Below are 17,787 nucleotides of genomic sequence, written 5' to 3' on the forward strand. Positions count from 1 at the left end.
GGCCCATCTATGCGCCCCGACTGCGCCCCTTCGTCAAAAAGGATTTGTCATGACTGCACAAACCATCACCTGCAAAGCCGCCATTGCCTGGGAAGCGGGCAAGCCGCTCTCGATCGAGGAAGTCCAGGTTGCGCCGCCCAAGGCCGGTGAAGTGCGCATCAAACTGACTGCCACCGGCGTTTGCCACACCGATGCTTTCACCCTGTCGGGCGACGACCCCGAAGGCATTTTTCCGGCCATTCTCGGCCATGAAGGCGGCGGCGTTGTTGAATCAGTTGGCGAAGGTGTGACCAGTGTTGCCGTGGGCGACCATGTCATTCCGCTTTACACGCCGGAATGCGGCGAATGCAAATTCTGTAAATCGGGCAAAACCAACCTGTGCAGCAAAATTCGCGAAACCCAGGGCAAAGGCCTGATGCCCGATGGCACCACGCGCTTCTCGCAAAATGGCAAGCCGATTTTCCATTATATGGGCTGCTCGACTTTCTCTGAATATACCGTACTGCCGGAAATTTCCGTCGCCAAGGTCAATAAGGCCGCCCCGCTAGAGGAAGTTTGCCTGCTCGGTTGTGGTGTGACCACCGGCATGGGGGCGGCGACCAATGCCGCCAAAGTAAAAAAGGGCGATACCGTTGCCATCTTTGGCCTCGGCGGTATTGGTCTTTCGGCGATTATCGGCTGCCAGATGGCGGGGGCGGAACGCATTCTCGCCATTGATATCAATGAAAAGAAGTTCGATCTGGCAAAGCAGCTTGGTGCGACCGACTGCATCAACCCGAAAAACTTCGACAAGCCGATTCAGCAGGTCATCGTTGAAATGACCGATGGCGGCGTTGATTACAGCTTTGAATGCATTGGCAATGTCAATGTCATGCGTTCCGCCCTGGAATGCTGCCACAAGGGTTGGGGTGAATCCGTGATTATCGGTGTCGCCGGTGCCGGGCAGGAAATTTCCACCCGCCCGTTCCAGCTTGTTACCGGGCGCGTCTGGCGCGGCACCGCGTTTGGCGGCGTCAAGGGCCGCTCAGAACTACCGGATTATGTTGAACGCTACCTGGCCGGCGAATTCAAACTGTCGGACTTCATCACCCACACCATGCCGCTTGAAGAGATCAATCATGCCTTCCACCTGATGCATGAAGGCGAAAGCATTCGCAGCGTCATCCATTATGCACCGGCAGCCAAATAATTTGCCGAAACAGCGGGCCGGAAACATTTTTCCGGCCCGATTGCATATCTGGAGGATGAAATGAGCATCGAAAACATTTCCAGCGCCAAAAGCTTCGGCGGCTGGCACAAACAATACAGCCACAAATCATCAACACTTGGCTGTGACATGCGCTTTGCCATTTACCTGCCGCCCCAGGCAGGTAACGGCACCACGGTGCCGGTGATGTACTGGCTTTCGGGCCTGACCTGCACGGATGAAAATTTCATGCAAAAGGCCGGCGCGCACCGCATTGCCGCCGAACTGGGCATTGCCATTGTCGCCCCGGATACCAGCCCGCGCGGCGACCATGTGCCCGATGATGAAAACGAAGCCTATGATTTTGGCAAGGGGGCCGGTTTTTACGTTAATGCCACGCAGGAACCCTGGCGGCAAAATTACCGCATGTATGATTACATCATCAGCGAGCTTCCGGCCCTGATTGCCGAACATTTCCCGGTTAATGAAAACACTGTCATTTCCGGCCATTCCATGGGCGGTCACGGCGCGCTGATGATGGCGCTGCGCAACCCCGGCAGGTTCCGCTCGGTCACCGCCTTTTCACCCATCAGCAACCCGGTCAATGTGCCCTGGGGGCAGAAGGCGTTTGAAAACTATCTGGGGTCCAAACAGGCCGACTGGGCCGCTTATGATAGCTCCATGCTCATGAGCACCGCCCAGCCCACGGCCTTCACCCCTGCCCTTGTCGACCAGGGCGATGCTGATGGCTTCCTCAAAGACCAGCTCAAACCCGAAACGCTGGAACAGGCGGCCAAAAACAGCGGCTATCCGCTGACGCTGCGCATGCAGGAAGGCTATGATCACAGCTATTATTTCATCGCCAGCTTCATCGAAGACCATATGCGGTTTCATGCCACACATTTGGGGCTAACAGCCTAATCTACCCGCTGGTGAAACATGCTTTCATGCCGGACCTGAGCCAAAACAGGTCCGACATTTATTTGCGCCCGGCGGGGTCATAACTCCGTGCCTCGATCGCATCGGCAACATCATCAGCCATTTTAAGGGTACGGATGATCAGTGGCACTGAAAGCGCCAGCATATTGCGATCCAGCCCCCGCGCCTTTTGCGCCTCGCGCACATCATGGGAAACGCTGGCAATAACGGGAATAAAGCGCAGCACCAGCGAAAAGGCCAGGCCGACCTTTTCCGGGTTAACACCGACAAAGCGTAGCGGCTGCATGGCGCGTTCCAGGGCTTCGAGCATTACCGAAACCCGGGTCGTCAGCGTTACCAAGGCAGCAAACAGCACAACGATGGCAAGGCGCGTGACCACCACAAGGCCCGCCTGCCAGTCATTCAGCCACAGCTGCACGGCGAAGAACACGACAAGCAACCATAATAAGGGCCGGATTTGCGCCCATAAAATTTGCGGCGAAAACCGCGCCACGCCATAAAGGCCAACAACAACCGCCAATATGCCCAGCAGGATTTGCCAGCTTGGAATCACAAACACCGCCGTGCCCAGCGCCACAAGGGCGAGCACCTTAAACCCGGCAGGCAGGTGATGGAGCAGCGAGGCGCGATCCTGATACAGGCCGCTGGCAAGGTTCATGACATCAGATCCACATAAAAAAGCAGCGCCTTTTGCGGGATATCGTCACACACCACCTGTCCCTGATCGATCACCAGAATACGGTCATAGTCGGCCAGAAGGTCCAGATCATGCGATACCGTAATCACCTGCTGGTCCAGTGCGGCAATGGCTTGTGCGACCCGGTTGCGATTGCGCAAATCAAGCAATGTGGTCGGCTCGTCAAACACGATGCAGGCGGGCTCCATGATCAACACGCCACAAATCGCCAAAAGCTGCTTTTGCCCACCACTTAACTGGTGGCTGGGATGGGTGCGATAAGCCCCAAGGTCATAGCGCACCAGCATGGTATCTATCCGGCTACTAACTTCTTCTTTTGACAGTTTCAGGGGCTTAAGCCCAAAGGCCAAATCTTCCTCGACCACGGGAAAGACAATCTGGTTATCGGGGTTTTGAAACACAAATCCCACCCGGGCGCGCACCTTGCGGCCATCATTTGCGGTATCCATGCCATCAACCAGCACTTTGCCTTCTGTCGGCACCAGAAGCCCGTTAAGCAATCGCGCCAGCGTGCTTTTGCCCGATCCATTGGCGCCAACAATGCCAATTCTGCGCTCCCCCAGCGACAGGGAAATGTCCTTTAGCACGCTTTGCGCCCCATATCGCAGGGCGACATTCTGCAATTCGATCATTGGCCTCTCATATTCCGCCCAGCAAAAAGCCGCCTGCAGCGATTGCGCAGGCGGCCCAATTAAAGCACGCAAATCAGGCTGGCGAAACCAGCGGATAGGCCCTGCGCACGGCGAGGGCCGCACCCGTTGCGACAAAAACCTTCAGGGCATCGCCAATCAGAAACGGTGCCGCCCCGACAGTAGCTTTCCAATAGGAAATATCAACCGCCACCGCGACCCAGGCATTGCCCAGCCCGTAAAGCACAACAATACCGCCAAAACCGATAATCGCCGCCGTGTTCACCACATTCAGGCGATCCCAGAATTTTTCAATCAGATAGCCGATAACAAAGGCCGACACGGCCCAGCCCAGCATGAAACCGCCCGTCGGGCCCAGAAACACGCCAAAACCACCACGCCCACCGGCCAAAAGCGGCAGACCAAGCGCGACCAGCACCAGAAACAGCACAACAGAAAGGGCACCACGCCGCGCCCCCAAAATCGCCCCGGCCAGCATCGGCGCAAGCGACTGCGCTGTAATCGGAACGCCCGTGACCGGCAGGGTGAAGGGCGGAAAAAGCCCCAAAACAGCCATCAATGCCGCAAAAAGGGCAATATAAACAATGTCCTTGGTCTTCATCCTGATCCCTCACGTTCGGGCCAGCCCTGCGACAGCCCGTTACACGACCCGCCACAAATGCAAAAACCGGCCCCACATCACGTCAGGGCCACCAATCTCACTGGCAAGGGATAACGACAAACGCGCGGTTTTCCAAGGGAAATGAGATATCTCGGCTACGTCAAAGATCGTGGCTTCGCAAAAGACAACAACGTTTGACCGCTAGCCAACCTAAAAATATCCCACTCGAATTCAGCCGTCACAAATTATCGAGATATTTTTTTGCTTGAAAAACTAAATACCCTATCTGCACCGCTAAATCACACAACGGCCTCATGTAGTACCCGTCTCAACGGTGACTAGAGCTCTATGAAACTTCGTAAAAAAGCATTTCCTACAAATTAATAAAACCAAGACCTTAAGAATTCACCGCAGGAGAAGTCTCAGGAATTTTGAAGATTCTTTGATAACGCAACAAGTTCTTCTACTGAAAATTCGAATTCCTCTCCATCTTCCATAGAGCTAAGTTCCAACAATAATTCCTGCATATCGTCGTCCGCTTCCGAATCTCGTTGATGATCCATAAATATCTCAAAGGCCCAGCGAGACAAGATAACCAAATCATGTGTCTCATTGAGCTTTTTTTCTAACATTTTACCAAACTCTGATTTAGACATTTTCATCGGATACCCAATTCGGTTCCAGTTGGGGGATAATGAAGAGAATCGACATGTTGACCGTTGATCATTTTGGGATGTACTCGGTTGATCTTCCCTGACTGATCATATGCTTCATTCCATGAACGGACCAATCCCGTATTAGAATTATATTCCGTTACATATGACGAACCTCTCGTTGGGCCTGAGCTCTTCGCCGAGCGTTCGGCTGCATAATACCTGATACGCCCATCTGGAAGCTCGCGAATTTTCACTGCCTTGCTTTGAGCACGCTCCAACGCAGATAATTTCCTTTTAAGAGCAATGCCAGAATTAACGTCATTGGCACCCAAATTTGCACTACTTGTCGTATCCCCGGTAGATTCAGATTTCATTTCCTTAAGGCGCAATTTTGGCGCAGTTACTTCATCTTTTTCGATTTTCTCGAAATTTTTATTCGAGACAATCTTCTGTCGCGGCTCAACCACTGGCCTTGAAGTCTTAATTTCCACGGGAGAATTCTTTGGAGATTCTTCGATTATTTGACGAGGGGATCGTCCTCCCGCCCCTGCACGCCCAGCAGTATGAGTAAGCAACGCAATCAATAGCCCCACTGTGATTTCAGCGGCAACTCGTGCAAAAAGTGCGGCCGCGCGATCCAGATCTCTCTCATCCTTGGCATTGGCAACCAACTGCAAGGCCTCCATCAGGTCGCCAACAGCACCGAAAATTGCCCAACCAACCATCGCATAACCGATACCCAGGATAACCGCGAGAATGGTTCCGCCGCTTGCGAATGCCAGTGCTGCAATCGTCGCCGCAGCCGTTGCAAGTGCAACAGGTGAGACAAGTCCGCGCAAGGTCTCCGCAAAACCTTCACCCAAATGGTTTTCTAGTTTCCCAAATGTCAGCTCGAACTTTTCCTCCATCGACATTGTCGCAACATTGCGGCCCTTCAATGTCGAGAGGACGGGCGTTAAACGGCGTTTGATTTTTTCGGGAGCACTAGCGCCAGCCCGGCGCTCATCAGCAATTTCAAGTGCCATCCATGTGCCTTGGGCAACAATGCGGCCAACATCACGTGCCATATCAAGGTCATTGCGCGGTGCCATGGTGCCGCCCGCGGCAGCGGCCCAAAAATGGCGGAGTTTAAGGCTGTTACCCGGGTATGAGGCATAGCGACGGACCCGATCGGCAATGCCTTGCGGGTCTTCGATGCTGCCGCAGGTTTTGGCATCAAAGCGGTTAAGCTGGGCAAAGCAGAGCCGTCGGCCAATCAGCAATATTGACCCATTGCCGCGCAATTCGACAATTTCGCTGTGGGAAAACACATCCTTCTCCTGGCAGGTCCAAATAACCGGCGGGCAAAACCGGATATCCTGAAGCTATCGCCAGGGGATGGGCATTTTCGTGGGGAAAAATGCAGAAATTTGAATTTTATCCAAATCAATTCAATGATTTGAAATTACAGCAAATTTCACGCATAGGTTGCGCGCGCGATACTGGAAATTCTGGCGGGATTTCGCCCGGACGGGCGGGAAACCGCCCCATTTGCGAGATTTTGCCAATGCACGCCGCGCACAAAGCTAAAAAACAAACACCCGGCCGTTTCGGGCCGGGTGTTTGCGAACTCCCATCATCTGCGATTTTCTGCTTGTTCTATGTCACGCAGCAGATTGACGGAGCCCCCCTGTCTCGATGATGAAGTTTTTAACATCCTCAAGCCCCTGCATGGCCTTGAGATTGGTAAAAACAAACGGCCGGTCACCGCGCATTTTGCGCGCATCGCGGTCCATAACCCCCAGATCAGCACCCACCAGCGGTGCCAGATCGGTTTTATTAATGATCAAAAGGTCCGAACGAGTAATGCCCGGTCCACCTTTGCGCGGAATCTTATCCCCTGCGGAGACATCAATCACGTAAATTGTGATGTCGGCAAGCTCTGGCGAGAAAGTAGCAGAAAGATTATCCCCGCCTGATTCAATAAAAATCGCCTCCAGGCCCGGATGTTTGGCCGACATATCCTCGACCGCGGCAAGATTGATCGATGCATCTTCGCGAATGGCGGTATGCGGGCAGCCGCCAGTTTCCACACCGGCAATGCGGTCGGGTGCCAATGCGCCGGACCGCGTCATGAATTCCGCATCTTCGCGGGTGTAAATGTCATTCGTGATGGCCGCAATGTTGAATTCATCACGCATTGCCTTGCACAAACGCTCAAGCAATGCCGTTTTACCGGAACCAACAGGCCCACCAATACCAATACGAAGCGGTGACGTCATGATCGGAACAACCTTGTATATTGGGTTTCGTGTTTCATCGAGGTCCAGTCGACCAATGGCGCACAAGCGCCAATATCTTCCGGATCGGTTTCAATCGCGCGCTCTACCGCCATCTCAACAGCCTTTTCAAGGGCGGCAACGGCGCGTATGCCATCGGTTTGGCCCAGCGGCACGAGCCGCACGGCACTGGAAACCAGATTGGCCGACATGGCATGGAAAAAGGCGGTTAAGGCACTGCGCAAATCCACACCGATACCCGCCGCCGCGATGGCCACCGCCACCGGATAGGATGGCAAACGATCAAGCCCGCGCAACGAAGATGCCCAGCGCGCCAGCAATGGGTCATCCCACACCTGACTGACCGTCGAGACAAAGGCGCGCCCCTGGGCTGTTGCCTCCAGCGCCATTTCGGCGGTCCCCCGGCGGCAATCGGCATCAATACCAATCCCGGTCAGCGCATCCAGATCACCCTGTTTTGCCGCCGCATAGGCCTGGCAAAACAGCACACCGTCAATGCGCCCGGCCCCAAAGGCCAAAACACCCTCGATCCAGGTAATCACGCTATCGCGGGTTTTAACCCGGCCATCCTCAATCGCATATTCCACACCGTGGGAATAGGTATAAGCCCCCACCGGGAAAGACGGCCCCAGCCACGTCATCAGGCGTATCAACCCTGCCGGGTCAAGCTGCCCTGGCGGGGTGATTTCATTAATGCTCATGCTCGCCCCCGGCAGCACTGCCATGTGGGTGGGAATGGGAATGAGGGCGCGCATGATCATGGCTGTGATCATGATGGTGATCGTGATCATGACTATGGCCGTGGCTATGACCATGTGCTGATCCATGCAAAGCCTGCTTCACAGCAACACTGGAAGATGCCCCGTCATCATCGGCATTGGCAAAAAAATCGTGGTCATGGCCGTGATGGTGCCCATGTTCGTGCGCATTGCCGCCAAGCCCGTGATAAGCGCCACGTTCGGGGTCAAAGGGGGCGATTTCGGCATCCACCACACCGCCCAGACCAATGATCATTTCACGCAAAACATGATCATGAACAATGCGCAAGCGGCCATCCTTTAAAACCTGCATCGGCGTATGGCGGTTGCCGATATGCCAGGCCATACGGGCCGATGCCACCGGCCCGGCACAGGTAATGGTCATGACCGGTTCGTCAGCAGCACGCACCACAATTACCCCGCCATCAGCCAGGCGCAAAAAATCACCATCCCCCAGCCGAACAGCATGTGGCAGATCCAGCAAAAAGGGTTCGCCTGCATCGTCCATCAGCCGGAAACGGCGACGGTGCCGGTCGGCAAAGGCCAGCGTTACGGTCCCGCGCAATTCGGCGGCAGATGTTTGCCCAACGGGGATATGTTCAATGGCACGCCACATAAAGGCCAATCCTTAAAACAGGAAATAACGCTGTGCCATCGGCACTTCGGTTGCCGGCTGGCAGGTCAGATGCACGCCATCGGCATGGACCTGATAGGTTTCCGGGTCCACATCAATTTTTGGCAGGGCATCATTCAGCTTCATGTCCTTTTTGCCAATATTGCGGGTGTTGGAAACCGCCAGCAATTGCCGTTGCAGGCCAAATTCGGCCGCAATACCTGCATCAATCCCCACCTGGGAGGCAAAGGTAAAACACGATTGCGTCAACGCCCGGCCAAAGGCCCCAAACATCGGGCGGTAATGCACCGGCTGCGGTGTCGGGATCGATGCATTGGGGTCACCCATGGCAGCCCCCATAATCATGCCACCCTTTAAAATCATGTCGGGTTTAACGCCAAAAAACATCGGCTTCCACACCACCAGATCGGCAATCTTGCCCACCTCGATCGAGCCGACATGGCGCGAAATACCCTGCGCAATTGCCGGGTTGATCGTGTATTTGGCGACATAACGTTTAGCGCGGAAGTTATCATTGCCCGGTCCATCTTCGGGCAGGCTGCCGCGCTGCTTTTTCATTTTATCGGCCGTTTGCCATGTGCGGCAAATCACCTCGCCAACGCGGCCCATGGCCTGGCTGTCCGATGAAATGATCGAAAAAGCGCCAAGGTCGTGCAAAATGTCTTCGGCAGCAATGGTTTCGCGGCGAATACGGCTTTCGGCAAAGGCCACATCTTCGGGAATTTTCGGGTCCAGATGGTGGCATACCATCAGCATATCGAGATGCTCGTCGATGGTATTGACCGTAAAGGGCCGGGTCGGGTTGGTCGAACTGGGCAGCACATTGGCTTCACCGCACAGCTTGATGATGTCAGGCGCATGGCCGCCACCGGCCCCTTCAGTATGGAAGGTATGAATGGTGCGGCCCTTAAATGCCGCCCGGCTATGTTCGACAAAGCCACTTTCATTGAGCGTATCGGTATGGATCATTACCTGCACATCAAGGTCATCGGCAACCGACAGGCAGGTATCAATCGTGGCAGGCGTGGTGCCCCAGTCTTCATGTAGTTTAAGGCCGCATACACCGGCTTTGACCTGTTCGATCAACGATGCCGGCAGCGTGGCATTGCCCTTGCCAAAATAACCGACATTTACCGGCAGGCCATCGGCCGCCTGCAGCATCCGGGCAATATGCCACGGACCGGGCGTACAGGTGGTGGCATTGGTGCCCGCCGCCGGACCGGTGCCACCGCCCAGCATGGTGGTAACACCAGAATAAAGCGCCTCGTCAGCCTGCTGCGGGCAGATCCAGTGAATATGCGCATCAATGCCGCCCGCAGTAACGATATTGCCTTCCCCGGCAATCACCTCGGTTCCCGGTCCGATGATAATGTCGATACCGGGCTGAATATCGGGGTTGCCGGCCTTGCCAATCGCGGCAATCCGGCCATCACGCAGGCCGATATCGGCCTTCACAATACCCCAGTAATCCAGGATCAGGGCATTGGTAATCACGGTATCAACTGCACCATCGGCGCGCGATGCCTGGGATTGCCCCATACCATCGCGAATAACCTTGCCGCCGCCGAATTTTACTTCCTCGCCATAGGTGGTGAAATCTTTTTCCACCTCGATGATCAGGTCGGTATCGGCAAGGCGCACTTTGTCGCCCACGGTCGGGCCAAACATGGCGGCATAGGAAGGACGATCAATTTCATAAGCCATTTTCAGTCCCCCAACGCGCCATTGATTTTGCCGTTAAACCCGTAAACCACGCCCTTGCCCGCATAGCGCACCAGTTGCACCTCGCGGGTTTGGCCCGGCTCAAACCGCACAGCACTGCCCGCTGGCACATCCAGGCGAAAGCCGCGTGCTGCCTCGCGGTCAAAATCTAGGCCGGGATTGGTTTCGTAAAAATGATAATGCGACCCCACCTGCACCGGGCGGTCGCCGGTGTTTGACACTGTCAGGGTTAAGGTTTCACGCCCTTCATTCAGGGTCAGGGTGCCAGAAGCCGTGATGATTTCACCGGGGATCATGATCTTGCCCTTCCAATTAACGAATGGGTTCGTGAACGGTTACCAGCTTGACCCCATCGGGGAAGGTGGCTTCGACCTGGATTTCCGGGATCATTTCGGCAATGCCATCCATCACCTGTTCGCGACTTAAAACCGTTGCCCCGTCGCGCATCAGATCGGCAACAGAAACGCCGTCACGCGCGCCTTCCACGACATAATCGGTAATCAGGGCAATGGCCTCGGGATAATTCAGCTTCACCCCGCGTTCCAGCCTGCGGCGAGCAACCATCGCGGCCATCGCGATCAGCAATTTGTCCTTTTCACGTGGCGTCAGGTTCATGGCTTTTTCCCTCTGATATGCATGTCGTTGCGATGCATCCTAAATTTCCCACATGCGCGGCAAGCGCGCCGGCAGGTTATTAACCCTGTTGCGAAATGCCGCCCACCAGGCGCCATAGGCGCTGCGCAACCGCATGGGTTCGGCCGCCAGCCACCGCACGATAACAATATTTTCCATCGCGGTTGCTGCTGCCAAAACACCATCCCCCTGTTGCACAGCGCCTTCCAGGCTTTCACGAGCAATATCCAGCATGTCCTCGGCCCCCCGACCGGTATAGACCGCCGTGGCACTTGCCCGTGCCCCGTTAAAACTGGCCGGATGATCCAGCACCTGTAAAATATCACCATCAAGATGCAACGCATCCCGCCAGACCGGCCGGCCATCCAGCGTTACATCCCAGGCATCGCGCGCAAGGCCACGGGTAAAAACCTCACCCCGGGCCAGGCGGCCAAAAACCATCATTTCCCCGGCTAAAACCCGGCCAGAACCGGCAACGGAAACCGATGTTGTCCGGCGCAAACGCGCCCCTTCAAACAGGATTGTTTCCTGCGGCAGCCATTCAAGCCAGGAATTATCATCGGCACTTAGAACAACATGCATTTTTCCATCCGGCCCCAGCGACCGATAAACTTTTTCGGCGGCCTGTGCGGTTATCAGCAATTGCGCGTTTTCCCCGGCCCGCCCGGAAAATGAAAGCCGGTCGCCGCCCACCATGCCGCCCGATGTTGTCGCCAGCACTGCCTGGCTGATATCGCCGGGCTGGGGGCGCGGAAACAGCATTTTCATCGGATCGCGGTAATAAAGATGGTCCAGGCGCGATGGCATATGGGAAACGGGTGCGGCCTTGAATGCCACTTCGGCACGGCCATCGGTTATGATCGGGCGCATGGCTGCCGACAATGCAGCATCATCAAGCGTAGAATTTTCAATCTTGCCGAGTTGCACGAACCCACCCAACGCCGTTTTCCACCCTGAAACGTTCAGTCCCGTCTGGCATGCATCCCCACTTTACCACGAGGGGCAGGCCATTCGCCACTGCACGTTCCACTGGCAAAAGCAAAATACGGGCCAAAACGCCGAGGCCCGCCAATCCTGCCGCCCGGCAAAACGGCCCTTGCCCGGCAGTTGCGGCCACTGTGCGAATTTTAGGCAAATGCTGATCAAACAGTCAGATAACTGCGTACATTTTCGCGGTCCAGATCGTCCTTTTTGCCCGCCAGCACCACTTCCCCACGTTCCAGCACCACGATGTCGTCGGCCAGTTCATGGGCAAAATCAAAATACTGTTCAACCAGCAAAATCGCCATATCACCCCGATCCGCCAACTGTTTGATCACACGCTGAATATCCTTGATGATGGAAGGCTGAATGCCTTCTGTCGGTTCATCAAGAACCAGCAGGCGCGGACGGGTGACAAGGGCGCGGCCAATGGCAAGCTGCTGTTGTTGCCCACCTGAAAGGTCGCCACCACGCCGCCCCAGCATATCGCGCAGAACGGGGAACAGGTCGAATATCTCATCAGGGATATGGCGCATGGCACGCGGCAGGGCGGCAAAGCCGGTTTCGAGATTTTCCTTTACGCTCAGAAGCGGGAAAATCTCGCGTCCCTGGGGCACAATGGCAATACCTGCAGCAGACCGTTTCCAGGCCGGGTCACGCGAAATTTTTTTGCCTTCCCAGACAATATCGCCCCCCGATACCGGATGCTGGCCGACAACGGCGCGCATCAGCGATGTTTTGCCCACCCCGTTGCGCCCCAGAACCGCCGTTACCTTGCCGGTTTCTGCACGCAGCGACACCGAACGCAATGCATGGGACGCCCCATAAAAAAGGTCGATATTTTCAACACTTAACATGATCAGCGCCCCAGATAGACTTCAATGACACGCGGGTCTTTTTGCACGCTATCCAACCGGCCTTCCGCCAGGACCGATCCTTCGTGCAGCACCGTCACCTTGCAATCAAGGTCGCGGACAAATTCCATGTCATGTTCCACCACCACAACCGACCGGGTTTTGGCAATATCGCGCAGCAAAATGGCGGTCTGTTCGGTTTCGGAATCTGTCATGCCGGCAACGGGTTCGTCCACCAGCAGCAATTGTGGTTCCTGCATCAGCAACATGCCAATTTCCAGCCACTGCTTTTGCCCGTGCGACAGGTTTGCCGCCATCACATCGCGCAAATCCCCCAGGCGAATGGTGGCCAGGGTTTCTTCAATGCGCTGCTTTTCGCTGTTTGCCAGCCGGTGAAACAGCGCCTGAAACACTCCACGCCCGCCCGAACAGGCCAGAAGCAGGTTATCAAACACCGTATGACTTTCAAAAACGGTGGGTTTCTGAAATTTGCGCCCAATGCCCAGATTGGCGATTTCCGCTTCATCAAGTTTGGTTAAATCAACATCGCTGCGAAACAGAACATCGCCGCTATCAGGCCGGGTTTTACCGGTAATGATATCCATCATCGTGGTTTTCCCCGCCCCATTGGGGCCGATAATGGCGCGAAGTTCGCCCGGCTCGACATAAAAGCTGAGATTGTTAAGCGCACGAAAGCCATCAAACGTTACCGACACCCCATCGACATACAGGATGGTTGCGGCCTTTTCGCTTTGGATCATGCGGCTTTCTTCGGAAAGAAGGTCTTCTGCCGTGTTCATGCCTTGCCCCCCTGATTGGCCCGCCATGCCGCCAGCCTTTCACGCCAGTTGCCTGCTGCCCCTGCGGCCCCCGCCCCGCCAAAGGCAGGAATGGCACCAATAACCCCCTTGGGCAAAAACAGGGTGACGGCAATAAACAGCCCGCCCAGGAAAAACAGCCAGAAATCAGGCATGACGCCCGTAAAAAACGTTTTGGCATAATTGACGATAAATGCACCCAAAACCGCACCATAAAGCGTGCCACGCCCGCCAACTGCCACCCAGATCACCACTTCGATGCTGGCAGCCGGGGCAAATTCACCCGGGTTGATAATGCCGATTTGCGGCACATAAAGCGCCCCGGCAATGCCCGCCATCACGGCAGAAACGGTAAAGACAAACAGTTTGTAATATTCCACCCGATAGCCGGTAAACCGCACCCGGCTTTCGGCATCGCGAATGGCGATCAAAACCTTGCCCAGACGGGATTGGGTAATACCGCGCGACACCACATAACAAATGCCCAGCATGATGGCGGACGCCACCACCAGCACACAGCGCGTTTGATCAGACTGCAAATCAAAACCCAGAATATCCTTGAAATCCGTCAGGCCATTATTGCCGCCAAACCCCATATCATTGCGGAAAAAGGCCAATAACAGGGCATAGGTCATCGCCTGGGTAATGATGGAAAGATACACCCCCGTCACGCGGGACCGAAACGCCAGAAAACCAAAGACAAATGCCAGCACACCGGGCACGAGCATCGCCATGATCACGGCAAAACTGAAATGATCAAACCCGTACCAGTACCAGGGCAGTTCCTTCCAGTTCAGAAACACCATGAAATCGGGCAAGACCGGGTCGCCATAGACCCCGCGATCGCCGATCTGGCGCATCAGATACATGCCCATGGCATAACCGCCCAGGGCAAAAAACGCCCCATGCCCCAGGCTGAGAATGCCGCAAAAACCCCAGATCAGATCAACACTTAACGCCAACAGGGCATAGCACAGATATTTGCCCAAAAGCCCCAGCATCCAGGTCGGCACATGAAAGGCCGATCCTTCGGGCACCAGCAGGTTCCCCGCTGGAATAAGGATGCAGCCCAGCAACAAAATCCCCAGCAGGATCATCCCGCCCCGATCCTGCAGCAACCAGCCCAGAACCGGCGTCATTTTATATTTCTGGCGATAGTCGGTCATGGATCAGGCCTCCACCGCGCGGCCCTTAAGGGCAAACAACCCTTTGGGACGTTTCTGGATAAACAGAATAAGTGCCACCAGCACAAAGATTTTTGCCAGCACCGCGCCTGCAACCGGTTCAAGGAATTTGTTCACAATACCCAGGCTGAAAGCCCCCAGCACCGTGCCCCACAAATTGCCAACGCCGCCAAACACCACGACCATGAAACTGTCGATGATATATCCCTGTCCCAGATTGGGGCTGACATTGTCAATCTGGCTAAGTGCAACACCGGCAATCCCGGCAATGCCTGACCCCAGGCCGAATGTCAGTGCATCGACATAGCCGGTACGAATACCAACCGACCCAGCCATACGGCGATTTTGCGTTACCGCGCGCATTTGCAAACCAAAGGCCGTGTAACGCAGCACAAAGGCAATACCGGCAACAACAATCACGCTAAACAGAATGATCCACAGCCGGTTATAGGTCAGCACCAGCCCGGTTGAAAATTCGATGGCACCGCTCATGAAATCCGGGGCGACGACCTGGCGGTTGCTGGCACCAAAAAGGCTGCGAATGGCCTGCTGTAACGCAAGGCTAAGCCCCCAGGTTGCCAGAAGCGTTTCAAGCGGGCGGCCATATAAAAACCGGATGATGACACGTTCAATCACCACGCCAATCCCACCCGATACCAGAAACGCCATTGGCACCGCCACGGCCAGCGACCAGCCAATACCAGCAGGCCAAAAGGCGGAAAATGCCTGTTGCACGGCATAGGTGGTATAGGCGCCAATCATGATCATTTCGCCATGCGCCATATTGATGACACCCATGACACCAAAGGTAATGGCAAGGCCAACTGCGGCCAGCAGCAAAACCGACCCCAGGCTGATGCCACGGTAAACATCCCCGGCGGTCTGCCACATTTTCAACCGCCCCTCGACCGAGGCGACAGCATCCTTGGCGGCGGCAACCACCTTGGGGTCGTAATTTTCGGTTTCGGCGGCATTTACAAATTGCAGCAGCACGGCACGAATTTGCGGTGTGGTCTGACCAGCAAGTGTATTGATTGCCTCAAGGCGTTCTTCCGACGTTTTCCCGGCAGCAAGGGCCATTGTCGCCTGTGCCAGTTCCATGCGTGCCAGAAGGTCGGGGTTTTCTTCGCGTTCGATGGCACGTTTTAACAACGGGGCCATTTCCGGGTCGCGGGCATCCATGATGGTTTCTACCGCAGCCCGGCGTGTTGCCAGATCAGGACTGAAAAGATTAAGGCTTGCCAGCGCATCGCGAAGCGCACCACGCAGCCGGTTGTTAATGCGAATTTTGCCAAGATCGCGCGAGGCACTTTCACCCGTCACCGCACCACTGACCACATCGATATGCTGCCAGACCTTGCCCTGCTTTTTGCCAATCACAACCCTGTCGTCGGCCTTGCTGACATAAAGGTCACCCTCAAGCAACGCTTCAAGCACCGGGGCGACGCGCGGGTCACCATCGGCAGCCATTTTGGCGATGATATCAAGTTTTTTGGTCGCACTTTGGGTGTTCAGCTTTTCGACAGTCTGGCGCAGTTGTTCATCACTGAAGGCCCAGGCAGGCCGGGCAGATGACGCCATAACCGCCACGACCATAACAGCCATAAGCGACAGCCAGAAACGGCGAAAGATACGGGCAGAAAGCCCGCCGGGCGCAGGCAGGAAATTGTTTTGACGCATGATCAAAGCCTTCGCATCGCGCATTCAAAGATACAGGCAGGCCGGAATTGATCAGGCTGATCAGGCAGAAACGGCCATTGCCTTACCGCAGGACGGCAATAAAACGGGCCGGAATGCGCATATCTGGCGCATCCGGCCCGTCAGGTCCGATCAGTATGTCGGTTTTTCGCAGTTGCCGCAGACCCAAGGATAGGTCCAGTCGGCTGTCAGCTTTGCGCTTTCAGGAATGTAATCCGACCAGGAATCACCCACGACAACGTCATCGGTGCTCCAGACGGTATCAAACTGGCCGTCATCCTGGACTTCACCAATCAGAACCGGTTTGGACAGGTAATGGTTGGTGTTCATCACAGCCACACCGCCCGTCAGGTTCGGTACTTTCTGGCCATACATGGCCTGGCGAACCGCATCGACATCGGTGGTGCCTGCCTGTTCAACGGCATGCGCCCACATGGTAAAGCCGATATAGGTGGCTTCCATCGGGTCATTGGTGACGCGTTTTTCATCGCCAATGTAATCATGCCATTTTTTGATGAAAGCTGCGTTGGCTTCGCTATCAACGCTTTCAAAATAGTTCCATGCGGCCAGATGCCCCACCAGCGGTGCGGTATCAATACCGGCCAGTTCCTCTTCCCCGACCGAGAAAGCAACAACAGGAATATCTTCAGCCTTGATGCCCTGGTTTGCCAGTTCCTTGTAGAACGGTACATTGGCATCACCATTGATGGTCGAAACCACAGCGGTTTTCTTGCCAGCCGAGGCAAAGCCCTTCACATCGGAAACAATCGACTGCCAGTCGGAATGACCGAACGGCGTGTAATTTTCCATGATGTCTTCATCGGCAACACCCTTGCTGTGCAGATAGGCACGCAGGATTTTATTGGTGGTACGCGGATAAACATAGTCGGTCCCCAGCAGGGCAAAACGCTGCGCCCCGCCGCCATCTTCGCTCATCAGGTAATCCACAGCCGGGATCGCCTGCTGGTTCGGCGCGGCACCGGTATAGAATACATTGCGCGAGCTTTCTTCGCCTTCAAACTGGACCGGATAGAACAGCAGACCGTTATCTTCTTCAAACACCGGCAGAACCGATTTGCGCGAGACCGAAGTCCAGCAACCGAAAACCGCCGCGACCTTGTCTTTTTCCAGAAGTTCGCGGGCCTTTTCGGCAAAAAGCGGCCAGTCGGATGCCGGGTCAACAACAACAGCTTCAACCTTCTTGCCCAGAAGGCCGCCTTTTTTATTAAGGTCGTCCACCAGCATCAGGACGGTGTCCTTCAGCGTGGTTTCCGAAATTGCCATCGTTCCCGAAAGAGAGTGCAGAACGCCAATCTTGATCGTGTCATCAGCAGCCTGCGCGGGCGTCATAGCCATTGCAGACCACGCCAGCGCCCCCGCGCCGACGATCGTCTGAAGCATCGTCTTCATTAGTAGCCTCCACTGCGAGTTTTTATTGCACCGCAGCGCTACTAGCCAAAATCGTGCCAGATTTTGAAGTTTTAAGCAAAATCACCA

The 17,787-nt window shown here is 55.3% G+C and carries 19 protein-coding genes; 2 read left to right on the forward strand and 17 right to left on the reverse strand.

The features are described 5' to 3' along the window. The first annotated feature begins 64 nt into the window (after positions 1-64). The gene (locus CSC3H3_RS17430) at positions 65-1,189 is read left to right on the forward strand and encodes an S-(hydroxymethyl)glutathione dehydrogenase/class III alcohol dehydrogenase (protein WP_172963472.1); all 1,125 of its coding nucleotides are present in this window, start codon (positions 65-67) and stop codon (positions 1,187-1,189) included. A gap of 60 nt (positions 1,190-1,249) precedes the next feature. Next, complete coding sequence (fghA, locus tag CSC3H3_RS17435) at positions 1,250-2,107, forward strand: S-formylglutathione hydrolase (RefSeq protein WP_101285649.1); 858 nt, start codon at positions 1,250-1,252, stop codon at positions 2,105-2,107. A 58-nt stretch (positions 2,108-2,165) separates the two neighbouring features. Here fghA and CSC3H3_RS17440 read toward each other — a convergent pair whose 3' ends face one another. The 17 genes from CSC3H3_RS17440 to urtA form a co-directional block, all read right to left on the reverse strand. Further along, positions 2,166-2,783 (reverse strand): energy-coupling factor transporter transmembrane component T family protein, encoded by a 618-nt coding sequence (locus tag CSC3H3_RS17440; RefSeq protein WP_101285650.1) that lies wholly within the window; start codon positions 2,781-2,783, stop codon positions 2,166-2,168. Further along, positions 2,780-3,454 carry an energy-coupling factor ABC transporter ATP-binding protein gene (locus CSC3H3_RS17445; protein WP_101285651.1) on the reverse strand — a complete coding sequence of 225 codons (675 nt, stop codon included), beginning with the start codon at positions 3,452-3,454 and terminating at the stop codon, positions 2,780-2,782. Before CSC3H3_RS17445 ends, CSC3H3_RS17440 begins: the two co-directional genes overlap by 4 nt. Positions 3,455-3,527: 73 nt before the next feature. Next, on the reverse strand, positions 3,528-4,073 hold the full coding sequence (locus tag CSC3H3_RS17450) for a biotin transporter BioY (protein ID WP_101285652.1): 546 nt from the start codon (positions 4,071-4,073) through the stop codon (positions 3,528-3,530). A gap of 422 nt (positions 4,074-4,495) precedes the next feature. After that, a complete protein-coding gene (locus tag CSC3H3_RS17455) occupies positions 4,496-4,735 on the reverse strand; it encodes a hypothetical protein (protein ID WP_101285653.1) in 240 nt (79 codons plus the stop codon). Next, positions 4,732-6,039 (reverse strand): hypothetical protein, encoded by a 1,308-nt coding sequence (locus CSC3H3_RS17460; protein WP_101285654.1) that lies wholly within the window; start codon positions 6,037-6,039, stop codon positions 4,732-4,734. The genes CSC3H3_RS17455 and CSC3H3_RS17460 overlap by 4 nt, the downstream gene beginning before the upstream one ends. Before the next feature lie 333 nt (positions 6,040-6,372). Next, positions 6,373-6,990, reverse strand: coding sequence for an urease accessory protein UreG (ureG, locus tag CSC3H3_RS17465; protein WP_101270401.1), 618 nt, complete (start codon positions 6,988-6,990; stop codon positions 6,373-6,375). Further along, the gene (locus CSC3H3_RS17470) at positions 6,987-7,709 is read right to left on the reverse strand and encodes an urease accessory protein UreF (protein WP_101285655.1); all 723 of its coding nucleotides are present in this window, start codon (positions 7,707-7,709) and stop codon (positions 6,987-6,989) included. The genes ureG and CSC3H3_RS17470 overlap by 4 nt, the downstream gene beginning before the upstream one ends. Continuing rightward, positions 7,699-8,382, reverse strand: a complete 684-nt coding sequence (locus tag CSC3H3_RS17475) for an urease accessory protein UreE (RefSeq protein WP_101285656.1) — start codon at positions 8,380-8,382, stop codon at positions 7,699-7,701. Before CSC3H3_RS17475 ends, CSC3H3_RS17470 begins: the two co-directional genes overlap by 11 nt. Before the next feature lie 12 nt (positions 8,383-8,394). Next, positions 8,395-10,104, reverse strand: a complete 1,710-nt coding sequence (ureC, locus tag CSC3H3_RS17480; protein WP_101285657.1) for an urease subunit alpha — start codon at positions 10,102-10,104, stop codon at positions 8,395-8,397. Between the two features lie 2 nt (positions 10,105-10,106). Continuing rightward, entirely contained in the window at positions 10,107-10,418 is a 312-nt protein-coding gene (locus CSC3H3_RS17485; protein WP_101285658.1) for an urease subunit beta, read from the reverse strand. 16 nt (positions 10,419-10,434) lie between these two features. Beyond that, entirely contained in the window at positions 10,435-10,737 is a 303-nt protein-coding gene (locus CSC3H3_RS17490; protein ID WP_101270409.1) for an urease subunit gamma, read from the reverse strand. Between the two features lie 39 nt (positions 10,738-10,776). Continuing rightward, positions 10,777-11,682: an urease accessory protein UreD gene (locus CSC3H3_RS17495; protein ID WP_245881166.1), complete on the reverse strand. Its 906-nt coding sequence runs from the start codon at positions 11,680-11,682 to the stop codon at positions 10,777-10,779. A gap of 215 nt (positions 11,683-11,897) precedes the next feature. Next, the gene (gene urtE / locus CSC3H3_RS17500) at positions 11,898-12,593 is read right to left on the reverse strand and encodes an urea ABC transporter ATP-binding subunit UrtE (RefSeq protein WP_101285659.1); all 696 of its coding nucleotides are present in this window, start codon (positions 12,591-12,593) and stop codon (positions 11,898-11,900) included. A 2-nt stretch (positions 12,594-12,595) separates the two neighbouring features. Beyond that, complete coding sequence (urtD, locus tag CSC3H3_RS17505; RefSeq protein WP_101270561.1) at positions 12,596-13,351, reverse strand: urea ABC transporter ATP-binding protein UrtD; 756 nt, start codon at positions 13,349-13,351, stop codon at positions 12,596-12,598. Between the two features lie 35 nt (positions 13,352-13,386). After that, a complete protein-coding gene (gene urtC, locus CSC3H3_RS17510) occupies positions 13,387-14,574 on the reverse strand; it encodes an urea ABC transporter permease subunit UrtC (protein WP_101270412.1) in 1,188 nt (395 codons plus the stop codon). A 3-nt stretch (positions 14,575-14,577) separates the two neighbouring features. Then, positions 14,578-16,272, reverse strand: a complete 1,695-nt coding sequence (gene urtB, locus CSC3H3_RS17515; RefSeq protein WP_215907523.1) for an urea ABC transporter permease subunit UrtB — start codon at positions 16,270-16,272, stop codon at positions 14,578-14,580. Between the two features lie 150 nt (positions 16,273-16,422). Next, positions 16,423-17,700 carry an urea ABC transporter substrate-binding protein gene (urtA, locus tag CSC3H3_RS17525; RefSeq protein ID WP_101270415.1) on the reverse strand — a complete coding sequence of 426 codons (1,278 nt, stop codon included), beginning with the start codon at positions 17,698-17,700 and terminating at the stop codon, positions 16,423-16,425. Between the last annotated feature and the right edge of the window lie 87 nt (positions 17,701-17,787).

The sequence above is a fragment of the Thalassospira marina genome, assembly GCF_002844375.1.
GTDB classification, from domain to species: Bacteria; Pseudomonadota; Alphaproteobacteria; order Rhodospirillales; family Thalassospiraceae; genus Thalassospira; species Thalassospira marina.

What these genes read in the sequence shown, in the direction of transcription:
- ureC (WP_101285657.1), bottom strand. Translation starts at nt 10,104, where the DNA reads ATGGCTTATGAAATTGATCGTCCTTCCTATGCCGCCATGTTTGGCCCG.
- CSC3H3_RS17440 (WP_101285650.1), bottom strand. Translation starts at nt 2,783, where the DNA reads ATGAACCTTGCCAGCGGCCTGTATCAGGATCGCGCCTCGCTGCTCCAT.
- urtE (WP_101285659.1), bottom strand. Translation starts at nt 12,593, where the DNA reads ATGTTAAGTGTTGAAAATATCGACCTTTTTTATGGGGCGTCCCATGCA.
- CSC3H3_RS17450 (WP_101285652.1), bottom strand. Translation starts at nt 4,073, where the DNA reads ATGAAGACCAAGGACATTGTTTATATTGCCCTTTTTGCGGCATTGATG.
- urtA (WP_101270415.1), bottom strand. Translation starts at nt 17,700, where the DNA reads ATGAAGACGATGCTTCAGACGATCGTCGGCGCGGGGGCGCTGGCGTGG.
- CSC3H3_RS17485 (WP_101285658.1), bottom strand. Translation starts at nt 10,418, where the DNA reads ATGATCCCCGGTGAAATCATCACGGCTTCTGGCACCCTGACCCTGAAT.
- CSC3H3_RS17490 (WP_101270409.1), bottom strand. Translation starts at nt 10,737, where the DNA reads ATGAACCTGACGCCACGTGAAAAGGACAAATTGCTGATCGCGATGGCC.
- ureG (WP_101270401.1), bottom strand. Translation starts at nt 6,990, where the DNA reads ATGACGTCACCGCTTCGTATTGGTATTGGTGGGCCTGTTGGTTCCGGT.
- fghA (WP_101285649.1), top strand. Translation starts at nt 1,250, where the DNA reads ATGAGCATCGAAAACATTTCCAGCGCCAAAAGCTTCGGCGGCTGGCAC.
- CSC3H3_RS17445 (WP_101285651.1), bottom strand. Translation starts at nt 3,454, where the DNA reads ATGATCGAATTGCAGAATGTCGCCCTGCGATATGGGGCGCAAAGCGTG.
- CSC3H3_RS17470 (WP_101285655.1), bottom strand. Translation starts at nt 7,709, where the DNA reads ATGAGCATTAATGAAATCACCCCGCCAGGGCAGCTTGACCCGGCAGGG.
- CSC3H3_RS17475 (WP_101285656.1), bottom strand. Translation starts at nt 8,382, where the DNA reads ATGTGGCGTGCCATTGAACATATCCCCGTTGGGCAAACATCTGCCGCC.
- urtB (WP_215907523.1), bottom strand. Translation starts at nt 16,272, where the DNA reads ATGCGTCAAAACAATTTCCTGCCTGCGCCCGGCGGGCTTTCTGCCCGT.
- CSC3H3_RS17455 (WP_101285653.1), bottom strand. Translation starts at nt 4,735, where the DNA reads ATGAAAATGTCTAAATCAGAGTTTGGTAAAATGTTAGAAAAAAAGCTC.
- urtD (WP_101270561.1), bottom strand. Translation starts at nt 13,351, where the DNA reads ATGATCCAAAGCGAAAAGGCCGCAACCATCCTGTATGTCGATGGGGTG.
- urtC (WP_101270412.1), bottom strand. Translation starts at nt 14,574, where the DNA reads ATGACCGACTATCGCCAGAAATATAAAATGACGCCGGTTCTGGGCTGG.